The organism is Streptomyces sp. NPDC005438 (assembly GCF_040606315.1).
GTDB lineage: Bacteria > Actinomycetota > Actinomycetes > Streptomycetales > Streptomycetaceae > Streptomyces.
The window spans coordinates 21,471-34,842 of sequence record NZ_JBEXEP010000017.1 but is presented as its reverse complement, the minus strand read 5'-3'; the positions used below and the strand labels follow the sequence as shown (position 1 = coordinate 34,842).

The 13,372-nt window shown below is 71.1% G+C and carries 12 protein-coding genes; 11 read left to right on the top strand and 1 reads right to left on the bottom strand.

The annotated features are described in order from the left end of the window. Positions 1-126: 126 nt before the first annotated feature. On the bottom strand, positions 127-1,143 hold the full coding sequence (locus ABZT14_RS25090; RefSeq protein WP_356306641.1) for a LacI family DNA-binding transcriptional regulator: 1,017 nt from the start codon (positions 1,141-1,143) through the stop codon (positions 127-129). Positions 1,144-1,323: 180 nt separating this feature from the next. Here ABZT14_RS25090 and ABZT14_RS25085 point away from each other — a divergent pair, with 180 nt between their 5' ends. The 11 genes from ABZT14_RS25085 to ABZT14_RS25035 all read left to right on the top strand — a co-directional run bounded on the left by ABZT14_RS25085 (position 1,324) and on the right by ABZT14_RS25035 (position 13,357). Then, positions 1,324-2,586 carry an MFS transporter gene (locus ABZT14_RS25085; RefSeq protein WP_356306638.1) on the top strand — a complete coding sequence of 421 codons (1,263 nt, stop codon included), beginning with the start codon at positions 1,324-1,326 and terminating at the stop codon, positions 2,584-2,586. 9 nt (positions 2,587-2,595) lie between these two features. Continuing rightward, positions 2,596-3,957 (top strand): Pup--protein ligase, encoded by a 1,362-nt coding sequence (gene pafA, locus ABZT14_RS25080; RefSeq protein ID WP_356306634.1) that lies wholly within the window; start codon positions 2,596-2,598, stop codon positions 3,955-3,957. Between the two features lie 170 nt (positions 3,958-4,127). Continuing rightward, positions 4,128-5,063 carry an FKBP-type peptidyl-prolyl cis-trans isomerase gene (locus ABZT14_RS25075; protein WP_356306631.1) on the top strand — a complete coding sequence of 312 codons (936 nt, stop codon included), beginning with the start codon at positions 4,128-4,130 and terminating at the stop codon, positions 5,061-5,063. A gap of 151 nt (positions 5,064-5,214) precedes the next feature. After that, complete coding sequence (locus tag ABZT14_RS25070) at positions 5,215-5,589, top strand: FKBP-type peptidyl-prolyl cis-trans isomerase (RefSeq protein ID WP_356306628.1); 375 nt, start codon at positions 5,215-5,217, stop codon at positions 5,587-5,589. Between the two features lie 187 nt (positions 5,590-5,776). Beyond that, positions 5,777-6,742 (top strand): WYL domain-containing protein, encoded by a 966-nt coding sequence (locus ABZT14_RS25065; RefSeq protein WP_356306625.1) that lies wholly within the window; start codon positions 5,777-5,779, stop codon positions 6,740-6,742. A 10-nt stretch (positions 6,743-6,752) separates the two neighbouring features. Beyond that, the gene (locus ABZT14_RS25060) at positions 6,753-7,703 is read left to right on the top strand and encodes a WYL domain-containing protein (RefSeq protein ID WP_356306622.1); all 951 of its coding nucleotides are present in this window, start codon (positions 6,753-6,755) and stop codon (positions 7,701-7,703) included. A gap of 44 nt (positions 7,704-7,747) precedes the next feature. Further along, positions 7,748-7,960, top strand: a complete 213-nt coding sequence (locus tag ABZT14_RS25055; protein ID WP_356306619.1) for a hypothetical protein — start codon at positions 7,748-7,750, stop codon at positions 7,958-7,960. Between the two features lie 229 nt (positions 7,961-8,189). Continuing rightward, a complete protein-coding gene (tatA, locus tag ABZT14_RS25050) occupies positions 8,190-8,474 on the top strand; it encodes a Sec-independent protein translocase subunit TatA (protein ID WP_356306616.1) in 285 nt (94 codons plus the stop codon). 60 nt (positions 8,475-8,534) lie between these two features. Then, complete coding sequence (gene tatC, locus ABZT14_RS25045) at positions 8,535-9,476, top strand: twin-arginine translocase subunit TatC (protein ID WP_356306613.1); 942 nt, start codon at positions 8,535-8,537, stop codon at positions 9,474-9,476. Between the two features lie 91 nt (positions 9,477-9,567). Beyond that, positions 9,568-10,512 (top strand): diacylglycerol kinase family protein, encoded by a 945-nt coding sequence (locus ABZT14_RS25040; RefSeq protein WP_356306610.1) that lies wholly within the window; start codon positions 9,568-9,570, stop codon positions 10,510-10,512. A gap of 43 nt (positions 10,513-10,555) precedes the next feature. After that, positions 10,556-13,357, top strand: coding sequence for a DEAD/DEAH box helicase (locus ABZT14_RS25035; RefSeq protein ID WP_356306607.1), 2,802 nt, complete (start codon positions 10,556-10,558; stop codon positions 13,355-13,357). The last annotated feature ends 15 nt before the right edge of the window (positions 13,358-13,372 follow it).

Below are 13,372 nucleotides of genomic sequence, written 5' to 3'. Positions count from 1 at the left end.
CCCGGGCCCGCACCCCAACAAACCCACAACCCCACCCCCCCCCCGGCCCCCCCCCCCCCCCCCCCCGGGGGGGGGGGGGGCCCCCGCCCCCCCGCCCCCCCCCCCCCCACCCCCGCTTCGTACGCCTCAGCGGTGCGGCGCGGGGCCGGTGGAGCCCCGTACCACCAGCCGTACCGGCAGCGGGTCGGTGGACGGCTCCCGGTCAGCGAGTACCGCCAGCAGGGCCCGCATCCCGGCGGCGCCGAACTCCTCGGCCGGCAGCCGCACGGTGGTCAGTTCCGGCTCGGTGGCGGTGGCCAGGGCCACGTCGTCGAAGCCGGTGAGCGACAGCTGGCCGGGTACCGCCAGCCCCAGTTCCCGCGCGGCCTTCAGCGCCCCGGCCGCGAGCAGGTCGTCGTCACAGAGCAGCGCGGTCGGTCGGGGGCCGTCGGCGAGCAGCTCCCTTGCCGCGCGGTGGCCCGCCTCGACGCTCAGCGCGGCGGGCCGCACCCGTGGCCGGCGCCCCCGGTCTGCCATCGCCTCGGTGAGGGTGGCCGCGCGCAGGGCGAAGGTCCAGGAGGGTACGTCGGCGGACAGGTGGGCGATGTCGCGGTGCCCCAGCGCCCACAGGTGCTCGAAGACCTGGCGTACACCGTCGGCGATGTCGAGGTTGACGGTGGTGGTGGCCGTGGCGGGGTCGCTGTCCAGCATCACCAGCGGCAGTTCGCCCTCCCTGAGTGCCGCGAGCGCCTCCGGGGCCATCGAGGAGGCGATCACCCCGTCCAGGGTGGCGCTGGCGGACTCGAAGGGGTCGGGGGCCGGTCCCACGCCCTCGGGGGAGGGGTAGAGCAGCAGCCCGGTGTCGTGCCGGGCGGCGACCCGGGCCGCCCCGGTGTGGACCCGGGGGAAGAAGTCCCCGGTGAGGGCGGGTACCACCAGCATCGCGGTACGGGGGCGGCCGATGCGCAGGCTGCGGGCGGCGAGGTTGGGGCGGTACCCCAGGGTGCGGGCGGCCTCGCGCACGGTCTCGACGGTGCGGGGGGAGACCCGGCCCTGCCACTTGTCGCCCAGTACCAGGGAGACGGTGGCCTGCGAGACCCCGGCCTGTCGGGCCACGTCGCGGCTGGTGGGGCGGGACGGCCGGGTGCGGGGTCGGTCGGTCACGTGGGGACTTTCGGTGAGGTGTCGCGGCCGGTGGTCGGCCGGGGCGGTGTTGGCGGGGCGGGTGCGGTCATGGTACGTATGACCCTGCGGACGTTATACGTAACACGACCGCCCTCCTCCGCCACCGTTCGACACCGACCGGCGCGGGGGCGCCCGACACCACAGCCGAGGAGAGCGCCGGTGGCCACCCCCTATGCGGAACTCCTACGGGCCCGACACGCGATGCGGCTGCTGGCCGGCACCCTGATCGGCCGGCTGCCCAACGCCACCGCCGCGCTGGCCATCGTGCTGTTCACCCGGGCCGAGGGCGGCGGCTACCCGCTGGCCGGCGCCTTCGCTGCGGTGTACGGCCTCTCCAACGCCGTGGGCCAGCCCCTGCTGGGCCGGGCCGTGGACATCCTGGGGCAGCCCCGGGTGATGTTCCCCGCCGCCGTACTGTCCGCCCTGGGGATGACCGGCTTCGCCCTCGGCGGGATCGATCCGCCCTGGGCCGCCCATCTGTGGGTGCTGCTGGCCGGGCTCGCCACCCCGCCGCTGGAGGGCGGGCTCCGGGCGCTGTGGCCCAGCGTGCTGCGGGGCGAGGACCGGGTGCACGCCGCGTACGCCCTGGACGCGGTGGCCCAGGAGCTGATGTTCGCCGTGGGGCCCCTGGTGGTGACCCTCTCGGTGGCCGTCGGAGACGAGCGGTTCGCCCTGCTGGCCATCAACCTGCTGGGGCTGTTCGGCGCCTTCTCGGTGGTCGTCTCACCACCGTCCAGGGCCTGGAAGTCGGCGCCACGTGAGGCGCACTGGCTGGGCGCGCTGCGTTCGGGCGGCCTCAAGGTGCTGCTGGGGGCCTTCTTCTTCGTGGGACTGGCCCTGGGGTCCATCGCCGTCGCGGCGGTGGCCTACGCCGACGCCCACCACCGCCAGGAGGTGGCCAGCTACCTGCTGGCCGCCCTGGGGGCCGGCGCCCTGGTGGGCGGACTGCTGTACGGGGCACGCCAGTGGGCGGGCGACCCGGAACCCCGACTACGGCTGCTGGTGGCCCTGTTGGCCGCCGGCTACCTCCCGCTGGCCCTGGCCCCCGGACCGGTGTGGATGACCCTTCTGGCGGGACTGTCGGGGGTCTTTCTCGCCCCGGCTCTGGCCTGCGCCTTCGTGGTGATCGACCGTCACGCACCGTCCGGCACCGTGACCGAGGCGTTCTCCTGGTTGGTGACCACCTTCGGGGTAGGGGCGTCGGCCGGAACGGCCCTGGTGGGGCCGGTGGTTGAGTGGCGTGGTTCGGGGGCCGGATTCGCCGTGGCGGGGGTGGGTGGCCTGGCTGCCGTACTGGTCCTCGCGGTGTCGGGCCGGGTACTGAGCGCGGCCACCGCGAGGGTGGTGACCTCCTCCGTACAGTCGGAAAATGATCGAAACGGGGACCTCGATCCCGGTTTCAGAACGCGTCATCAGGCGTAATGTTCAGTCATGGACCGCCGAATCTTCGGGCTGGAGAACGAGTACGGCGTCACATGCACGTTCCGAGGACAGCGCCGACTGTCGCCGGACGAAGTGGCGCGGTACCTCTTCCGCCGAGTCGTGTCATGGGGCCGCAGCAGCAATGTCTTTCTGAGGAACGGCGCACGTCTCTACCTCGATGTGGGTTCCCACCCCGAGTACGCCACTCCCGAGTGTGACAACGTCACCGAACTCGTCACCCACGACAAGGCCGGTGAGCGCATCCTCGAAGGCCTGCTGGTCGACGCGGAACGCCGGCTGCACGAGGAGGGCATCGCCGGGGACGTCTATCTGTTCAAGAACAACACCGACTCCGCCGGAAACTCCTACGGATGCCACGAGAACTACCTGGTGGCACGCCACGGTGAATTCTCCCGGCTGGCCGACGTGTTGATTCCCTTCCTGGTCACCCGCCAACTGATCTGCGGGGCCGGAAAGGTGCTCCAGACCCCCCGGGGCGCGGTCTTCTGCGTCAGCCAGCGGGCCGAGCACATCTGGGAGGGGGTCAGCAGCGCCACCACCCGGTCACGCCCGATCATCAACACGCGGGACGAGCCGCACGCGGACGCGGAGCGCTATCGGCGACTGCACGTGATCGTCGGTGACTCCAACATGTCCGAGACGACCATGCTGTTGAAGGTCGGCGCGACCGATCTGGTGCTGCGCATGATCGAGGCCGGCACCGTGATGCGGGACCTCACCCTGGAGAACCCCATCCGGGCGATCCGTGAGGTCAGCCACGACCTGACCGGTCAGCGCAAGGTGCGGCTGGCCAGCGGCCGGGAGGCCTCCGCCCTGGAGATCCAGCAGGAGTACTTCGAGAAGGCGGTGGACTTCTGCGAACGGCGGGGCATTCGCACCAGCATGGTGGAGCGGGTGCTGGAGCTGTGGGGCCGCACCCTGGAGGCGGTGCGCAGCCAGGAGCTGGACAAGGTCAACACCGAGATCGACTGGGTGATGAAGTACCAGCTCATCGAGCAGTACCGGGCCAAGAACAACATCACCATGTCCCACCCGAGGGTGGCCCAGATCGATCTGGCGTACCACGACATCCACCGTCGCCGGGGGTTGTACTACCTGCTGGAGCGCAGCGGCCGGGCACAACGCATCTGCAACGACCTCAAGATCTTCGAGGGCAAGTCCGTGCCCCCGCAGACCACCCGGGCCCGGCTGCGCGGTGACTTCATCCGTCGGGCGCAGGAGCAGCGGCGGGACTTCACCGTCGACTGGGTGCATCTGAAGCTGAACGATCAGGCGCAACGCACCGTGTTGTGCAAGGACCCGTTCCGTTCGGTTGACGAACGAGTGGAGAAGCTGATCGCCGGAATGTGATCGTCGAGTGACCGAGGGGCGTCCCCTTCGTGGGGCGCCCCTCGCCGTGTGGCCGGGTGCGGACAGATACGGCGCGGACTCCCCAGGTCCGGGGGAGCCGGTGGCGAGGACTTGGTGGTTAGAGTGGCCCCCGTTGTCCATCACGTCATCGTTCGTCTAGAGGGATTTCCGTGCGCCGAATCGCCGCCGCCTTGCTGGCAGTGCCCCTGCTGATCGTCTCTGCCGCGGCCTGCGGTTCCGAGGAGAAGGAGGGCGCGGTACCCAGCGTCCAGTTCGACGACGGCAAGTCCTCGTCCTCCTCGCCGAAGCCGCCCAAGATCGACAAGGGCAAGGACAAGGCCCCCGGGGACCTCAAGGTCAAGGTGCTCAAGAAGGGTGACGGCCCCAAGGTCGCCAAGTCCGACTTCCTCACCAGCCACTACCTGGGGCAGACCTGGGAGGGCAAGAAGTTCGACAGCAGCTATGACCGCAAGGAGCCGGCCAGCTTCGAGATCGGCAACAGCAAGGTCATCAAGGGCTGGGACAAGGGCCTGGTGGGCCAGACGGTCGGCAGCAAGGTCGAGCTGGTGATCCCGCCCAAGCAGGGGTACGGCGACAAGCCCCCGCAGGGCAGCAAGATCAAGGGCGGCGACACCCTGGTGTTCGTGGTCGACATCCTGGACGCGGTGCCGCTGGACCCGAAGGGCAAGAAGGTCCCGCAGAAGGACGACGCCCTGCCGAAGATCGCCACCACCACCAACGGCAAGGCCCCCAAGATCACCGTGCCCAAGAAGATGGAGGAGCCGGACGACGTCGTCAGCCGGCCGATCATCGAGAGCGACGGCAAGAAGGTCACCGCCAAGGACAAGCTGACCGTCCACTTCGCCACCGCCTCGTTGAAGAACGGGCAGGCCACCGGTGACACCTGGAACCCGCAGACCGGCGGGGCCCCGCAGCAGGCGAAGCTCAAGGAGCTGCCCGGCTGGGAGAAGGGCCTGGTCGGCAAGCGCGTGGGCAGCCGGGTCATGGTCGTGGTGCCGGCCAAGGAGCTGCCGAAGAAGCAGCGGGCGAAGACCCAGAACGCCGGGCTGGTCTTCAGCGTGGACATCATCGCCGCGACGAAGTAGGGCCCGGGTCCCACCGTGTACGCCGGTGACCGGTCGGCGCCGGGGGCCGGCCGGGAGGCCGGCTGTTCCCCGTACCGTCGCCGGTCGTCGGACCGGACGGTCTGCGAGACTGGTCGACGTCCACCGAGTACGTCTGTAGGAGCTGTTTTCTTTGAGCAACGACAAGCCCGAGGTCGACTTCCCGGGTGGCGAGCCTCCCGCGGAGCTGGAGATCAAGGACCTCTGGGAGGGCGACGGTGAGGTGGCGCAGGCCGGCCACACCGTCTCCGTGCACTACGTGGGCGTCTCCTTCTCCAGTGGCGAGGAGTTCGACGCCAGCTGGAACCGGGGCACCCCGCTGAGCTTCCAGCTCGGTGCCGGACAGGTCATCCCCGGCTGGGACCAGGGTGTCCAGGGGATGAAGGTCGGCGGACGCCGGCAGCTGATCATCCCGCCGCACCTGGCCTACGGCTCGGCCGGTGCCGGTGGTGGCCGGATCAAGCCCAACGAGACGTTGATCTTCGTCTGTGACCTGGTGAGCGTCTGAGCGGTCTCCCGCGACCGGTCCTGGCGGCCCCCGTCCCCAACCGAGCCCACCGTGGCCCGGGTTGGGTACGGGGGCCGTGGTCGTGTCCGGGGTGACCGTATCCTCACCCCCTGCGTCAAGGGGGTTTTTGTCCAGCTCGGACGGGGCGGTACGGTCGACGCCAGAACTGGAGTCGGGAGGGGCGTTCATGGCGATCGCCAAGGCGGAACGGCTGATGAGTCTGGCGCTGTGTCTGCTGGGTACGCGCCGTGCCCTCAGCAAGCGTGAACTGCGTACCAGCCTGGAGGCGTACCGGGCGGCCAACTCCGACGAGTCCTTCAACCGGATGTTCGAGCGGGACAAGGAGGACCTGCGGGAACTCGGCCTGGTCATCGACACCGTGGAGGGCCTCGACGGGGAGACCGGCTACCTCGCGCGCCGCGACAGCAACCGGCTGCCCCCCATCGCCTTCGACGCCGAGGAGGCCACCGCCCTGGGCCTGGCCGCCCGGGTGTGGCAACAGGCCCGGTTGGCGGGCGCGGCCAGCGGGGCCCTGCAGAAGCTGCGCGCGGCCGGGGGGATCACCGGGGACGGCGAGGCGCCCGAGGTGGCGCCGGCCATCAGTGCGCTGGAACCGCGCATCCCCGTCCGCGAGGCGGCGTTCGAGCCCCTGATGCTGGCCTGTCGGGACCGCCGGCTGGTGACCTTCGAGTACCGCAAGTCCTCGGCCGTACGCCCCGAGCGGCGCCAGGTGGAGCCGTGGACCCTGGAGTGCTGGCACGGGCAGTGGTACCTCGCCGGACACGACCGGGACCGTGGGGCGGAGCGGGTGTTCCGGCTGTCCCGGATCACCGGGCCGGTCCGCTCCAGGGCGGGGGACTTCCTCGCTCCGGTGCCCGACCAGGTGCGGGTGCGCGAGACCGTGGAGCGCTGGGCGGGGGCGAGTGCCACCCGTAGCGCCCGCATCCGGCTGCGGGCGGACTGCGGTTACCCCCTGCGGGCCCGCGCTCTCGACAGCCGCCCGGTGGGGGACGGTTGGGACGAGTTGGAGATTCCCTACGGCCACGGACTGGACGCCTGGCTGGTGGAGTTCGGGCCCGACGTGGTGGTGCTGGAACCGGAGGAGCTACGGCACGACGTGATCGACCGGTTGCGCGCGGTCGCGAAGGGCTGAGGGGGAGGACGTGGCCGTGAACGCCATCGATCAGACACGGCGGATGCTGTCCCTGGTCACCTATCTGAAGGACCGCCCCGGGGCGCGGGTGGACGAGGTGGCCCGAGCCTTCGGGGTCACCAGCGAGCAGCTGATCGCCGACCTGGACGTACTGCCGATGTGCGGTACCAGCTACCGGGGCGGCGACCTGCTGGAGATCGACACCGACGGTGAGCACATCTGGTGGCGCAACGCCGACGACGTGGCCGAACCGCTGCGCATCGCCACCGACGAGGCCATCGCCCTGCTGGTGGCCGCACGTGCGGTGGCCACCCTGCCGGGGCTGCGGGAGGGAGCGCGGGAGGCCCTGCTGCGGGCCACCACCAAGCTGGAGACGGCCGCCGGAGAGGTGGCCGGAGCCAGCTCGCGGCTGTCGGTCACCTTCGAGTCCGAGGGCGGGGTGTTCGCCGACGTCGACCGGGCCATAGCGGAACGGCGGCGGCTGTGGATGCGCTACTACTCGCCCGCCCGCGACGAGCTGACCGAGCGCGAGGTCGACCCGGTGCGGCTGTTCGCGGTCGGCCACACCTACCTGGAGGGCTGGTGCCGGCTGTCGGAGGCCCGCCGTACCTTCCGGCTGGACCGGGTGGCCGAGATCCGGCTGCTGGACGAGCGGGCTGACCCGCCCCCGGTGGAGGAACGGGACCTGGCCGAGGGGCTGGTCCAGCCCTCGGAGGAGGACCCCGAGGTGGTGATCGAGGTGAGCCCGGCCGGCCGCTGGGTCGCCGAGTACTACCCCCACCACAGCGCCGAGGAACTGCCCGACGGTGGTCTGCGGATCGCCCTGCGCACCCCCAACCCCCGCTCGCTGCGCCGGCTGGCGCTACGTCTGGGCAGGGACGGCCACATCGTGGAGCCCCGCGAACTGGCCGAGGAAGCACGGGAGTTGGCCCGACGCGCACTGGAGGGCTACGGAGCGTGATCGGTGTCGTCGGTGACCACCGCCACAGCGGCTAGGGTGGCCCCATGGTGTCGCCGATGCTTCTGATCGCGCTCAGTTTCTGCGGACTCGTGGTGCTGGGCGTGCTGTCGGTACGGGTGGGCCTGGAGGTGCGCCGACTGTCCCGCGCGGTCGGGGACAGCTCGGAGCGGATCGCCCGGGCGGCCGAGGAGCTGGAGCGCGCGGCCACCCCGCTGGCCGGAGACTCGGGCCAGGCCCGGGACCGGCTCCGAGGGTGACCCAGTGTGACCCCGGGCGCCGCTGTGTGGCTTTTGGTGAACGGATCCGGCGGTTAGGGTCGAAGACAGGTCACCGGCTCGTGGGCCGGTGAGCGAGGGGAAGCTCGCACGGGCATTGCCTTGGGTTCACCCCCAGGCGTTACGATCTCAACGGTTGCACCCGCGGCCGGTCCCCGCGAGCCCGCCACCGCAGCACAGGCCCCGCCGCCGAGGTAAGAAGGAAGTTGACATGTTCGGAAGGCTCGGAGCTCCCGAGATCATCCTCATCCTGGTCGTCGTGATCCTGCTCTTCGGCGCGAAGAAGCTCCCGGACATGGCCCGTTCCCTCGGCCGGTCCGCGCGCATCCTCAAGAGCGAGGCCAAGGCGATGAAGAAGGACGGCGGTGACGACTCCTCCGCCTCCACCTCCTCCTCCAACGGGGAGTCCGCCCCCCGCACCATCCAGGCCGCGCCGGGGGACACCACCAACTCCCGCCCGGTGTCGGAGTCGCAGGACAACAAGACCCAGGGCTGACGTACAGCTCCCATCACGGCGGGTGAGGTCCGCCGTGCTCTCAGAGAATAGGGACAAGGGTTGCTGAAGTCTGCCCAGAAGACCGAGAAGGACCCCGAGGGGCGGATGCCCCTGGTGGAGCACCTCCGTGAGCTGCGCAACCGCCTGGCCAAGGCGCTGTTGGGCATCATGGTGGTCACCATCGTCGCCGCGTTCTTCTATGAGGACATCATCGAGTTCTTCACCAAGCCGGTGTTGAACTCGGTCGGCTGTGACAGCTCCTTCTTCGAGCTGGCCAAGGAGGACGAGGGCACCACCTGCGCGCGCATCACCATCAACGGTCTGCTGACGCCGTTCACCCTGGCGCTGAAGGTCTCCCTGATGGCCGGTGTGACCCTGGCCTCGCCGATCTGGCTGTACCAGCTGTGGGCCTTCCTCGCGCCGGGCCTGCACCGCAACGAGAAGAAGTACGCCCTGAGCTTCGTGGGGGCCGGTTTCCCCCTGTTCCTCGCCGGCGGCTTCTTCGCGTACAAGGTGCTGCCCACCACCGCGCGGGTGCTGCTGGACTTCACCCCCTTCGGGGTGGACAACCTGCTGCCGCTGGACGACCTGCTGGACCTGGTGACCCGGATGGTCGTGGTCTTCGGTCTCGCCTTCGAACTGCCGCTGCTGCTGGTGCTGTTGAACTTCGGCGGCGTGCTCAGCGGGCGGAAGATGGCCGGCTGGTGGCGCGGGATGATCCTGGGCATCACCATCTTCGCCGCCGTCGCCACCCCCAGCACCGACCCGCTGACCATGCTGGCGCTGGCCGCGCCGATCTGGCTGCTGTACGGCATGGCCACCGGCATCTCGCTGCTGAACGACCGGCGCAAGGCCAGGCGGGACGCCCTGGGGCCGTCCGACGACGAGGCCTCCGAGCTGGACGACTCACCCGAACCCGACGACGTGGACGAGCCGTTGAGCATCAGTGCCAGGTCCGGCTCCGACAGTGGCCGCCGGGACGACCTGGACGACGTGACCTGACCCGACCCCGGCCGTGGACCGGCCCCGTGCCCACCGGGAAGGTCCGGTCAGGGTCTGTCCGGGCCGGCCGTGGGTCGGTAGGGTCCGCCGGATGAGCGACGAGATCACCCTGCTGGTCAACCCCACGGCGGGCGGCGGCCGAGGAGCCCGGGCGGCCGAACCGGTCACCCGGATCCTCCAGGACGCCGGCCACCGGGTGCGGGCCCTCCAGGGGCGGGATGTCCCCGAGGCCCTTGAGCTGGCCCACCGGTCGGTGGCCGAGGGCACCGGCGCCCTGGTGGCCGTGGGTGGTGACGGCATGATCTCGCTGGCCCTCCAGGCGGTGGCCGGGACCAGCACCCCGCTCGGGGTGGTGGCGGTCGGTACCGGCAACGACATCGCCCGTTCCCTCGGACTGCCGGTGCGGGACCCCGAGGGTTCGGCCCGGCTGCTGGCCCGGGCGGCCGACGCGGGGGAGGGGCGGCGCATCGACCTGGGGCGGACCGTGCCGGGGGACGGCGTACCGGGGCAGTGGTTCGCCTCGGTGCTGGCCGCCGGCTTCGACTCCCGGGTCAACGACCGGGGCAACCGGATGCGGCTGCCCCTGGGGCGGTTCAAGTACGACCTGGCGATCCTGGCCGAACTGGCCGCCTTCCGGCCCATCCCGTACCGGCTGACCCTGGATGACGGGCCCACCGAGGAGCTGGAGGCCACCCTGATCGCGGTCGGCAACGGCCCCTCCTACGGCGGTGGGATGCGCATCTGCGCGGACGCCAGCTACGACGACGGGCTGTTCGACCTGACCGTGGTGGGGGAGTGCGGCCGGGGCACCCTGTTGCGGGTCTTCCCCCGGGTCTACTCCGGCACCCACCTGTCCCACCCGGTGGTCACGGTGCGCCGGGCGCGTCGGGTACGGGTCGAGGCGGCCCTGCCCGAGGGGCAGACGCTCAGCGGCTACGCGGACGGCGACCGGCTGGGCGTGCTGCCGCTCACGGTGGAGTGCGTGGCCGGGGCGGTGACGGTCCTCGGGGCGGGCGAGCCCCGGCCGGGTGAATAACCACACGTGCTCCGTCGGCGCGGGCCGGTAGGCTCGTAGCACGATGACCGACTCCACGTCTCCCGCTGAGCGCTACGTCGCCGCTCGGAAGCGCGCCACCGAGCAGGCCACCGCTCTCGCCACCTTCCGTGAGCTGTACGAATTCGAGCTGGACCCGTTCCAGATCTCCGCCTGCCAGGCGTTGGAGGCCGGGCGCGGAGTGCTGGTGGCGGCGCCCACCGGTTCCGGCAAGACCATCGTGGGGGAGTTCGCCGTCCACCAGGCGCTCGCCCAGGGCCGCAAGTGCTTCTACACCACCCCGATCAAGGCGCTGTCCAACCAGAAGTACACCGACCTGGTCAAACGGTACGGCGCCGAACGGGTCGGCCTGCTGACCGGTGACAACACCGTCAACTCCGAGGCCCCGGTGGTCGTGATGACCACCGAGGTGCTGCGCAACATGCTGTACGCCGGCTCCCAGTCGCTGAACGGCCTGGGCTACGTGGTGATGGACGAGGTGCACTACCTCTCCGACCGCTTCCGGGGCGCCGTCTGGGAGGAGGTCATCATCCACCTCCCCGAGTCGGTGACCCTGGTGTCGCTGTCGGCGACCGTCTCCAACGCCGAGGAGTTCGGCGACTGGCTGGACACCGTGCGCGGGGACACCCAGGTGATCGTCTCCGAGCACCGGCCGGTGCCCCTGTGGCAACACGTGCTCGCCGGGCGGCGGCTGTACGACCTGTTCGAGGAGCGGGGCGACAAGCGCGAGGTCAACCCCGACCTGGTGCGGATGGCCCGGATGGAGAACAGCCGGCCCACCGGTCCCCGGGACCGTCGGGGCGGTCCCCGCCGGGAGGCGGACCGGGAGCGGGAACGCCGCGCCAAGCGCCGTACCTGGACCCCCAGCAGGCCCGAGGTGATCGAGCGGCTGGACGCCCAGGGGCTGCTGCCGGCGATCACCTTCATCTTCTCCCGGGCCGGCTGCGAGGCGGCCGTACAGCAGTGCCTGTACTACGGGCTGCGGCTGAACGACTCGGGGCAGCGGGTGCGGGTGCGGGAGATCGTGGAGAAGCGCACCGCCTCCATCCCGCAGGAGGACCTGCACGTCCTGGGGTACTTCGAGTGGCTGGAGGGCCTGGAGCGGGGCATCGCCGCCCACCACGCGGGGATGCTGCCCACCTTCAAGGAGGTGGTGGAGGAGCTGTTCGTCCAGGGGCTGGTCAAGGCGGTGTTCGCCACCGAGACCCTCGCGCTGGGCATCAACATGCCCGCCCGTTCCGTGGTGTTGGAGAAGCTGGTCAAGTGGAACGGCGAGCAGCACGCCGACATCACGCCCGGGGAGTTCACCCAGCTCACCGGCCGGGCCGGCCGCCGGGGCATCGACGTCGAGGGCCACGCGGTGGTGCTGTGGCAGCGGGGCATGGACCCCGGGGCGCTGGCCGGACTGGCCGGCACCCGCACCTATCCGCTGCGGTCCTCCTTCAAGCCCTCGTACAACATGGCCGTCAACCTGGTCGGCCAGTTCGGGCGGCACCGTTCGCGGGAGCTGCTGGAGACCTCCTTCGCCCAGTTCCAGGCGGACCGCTCGGTGGTGGGCATCTCCCGTCAGGTGCAGAAGAACGAGAACGGCATGGAGGGCTACCGCGCCTCCATGACCTGCGAGTTGGGCGACTTCGAGGAGTACGCCGGACTGCGCAGGCAGCTGAAGGACCGGGAGACCGAGCTGGCCCGCCAGGGGGTGGCCCAGCGTCGGGCGGCGGCGGCGGTCGCCCTGGAGAAGCTCAAGACCGGGGACGTGATCCACGTGCCCACCGGCCGGTTCGCCGGGCTGGCCCTGGTGCTGGACCCCGGGCACTCCTCCGGGCGGGTTCCCGGCCGGCGGGGACCGGACCACCACGAGGGGCCCAGGCCGCTGGTGCTCACCGTCGGACGGCAGGTCAAGCGGCTGGCCTCGGCGGACTTCCCGGTGCCGGTGGAGCCGCTGGACCGGATGCGCGTCCCCAAGACTTTCAACCCGCGCAACCCCCAGTCCCGACGGGACCTGGCCAGCGCCCTGCGGACCAAGGCCGGCCACCTGGAGCCGGAACGGCACCGCAAGCAGCGTGCGGCGGCGGCCGACGACGCCGAGATCAGCCGGCTGCGGGCGGAGATCCGGCAGCACCCCTGCCACGGCTGCGACAGCCGTGAGGACCACGCGCGCTGGGCTGAGCGGTACCACCGACTGCTGCGGGACACCCGCCAGTTGGAGCGGCGCATCGAGGGACGTACCAACACCATCGCCCGTACCTTCGACCGGGTCTACGGCCTGCTGAGCGAGCTGGGGTACCTGGAGGGGGACCGGGTGACCGAGGACGGGCGCCGACTCGCCCGGCTCTACGGCGAGTTGGACCTGCTGGCCGCCGAGTGCCTGCGGGAGCGGGTGTGGGAGGAGCTGAACCCGTCCGAACTCGCCGCCTGCGTCTCGGCGTTGGTGTACGAGTCCCGTTCCGGTGACGACGCGTTGCCCCCCAAGATCCCCGGGGGCCGGGTGGAGAGCGCCCTGGACCGGATGGTGCGGATCTGGGGCCGCCTGGACGCGGTGGAGGAACGCCACCAGATCCAGCAGGCCGAGGGGGTCGGCCAACGGGAGCCGGACCTGGGCTTCGCCTGGGCCGCCTACCGCTGGGCCGACGGCCACGGACTGGACACCGTGCTCCGGGACGCCGACATGCCGGCCGGCGACTTCGTCCGCTGGTGCAAGCAGGTGCTGGACGTACTGGGCCAGTTGGCCGGTGCCGCGCCGGAGGGCTCGTCGGTGGTGACCAAGTCCCGCAAGGCGATGGACCAGATGCACCGGGGAGTGGTGGCCTACACCTCCGTGGGCTGACCCCGGGTCAGCGGG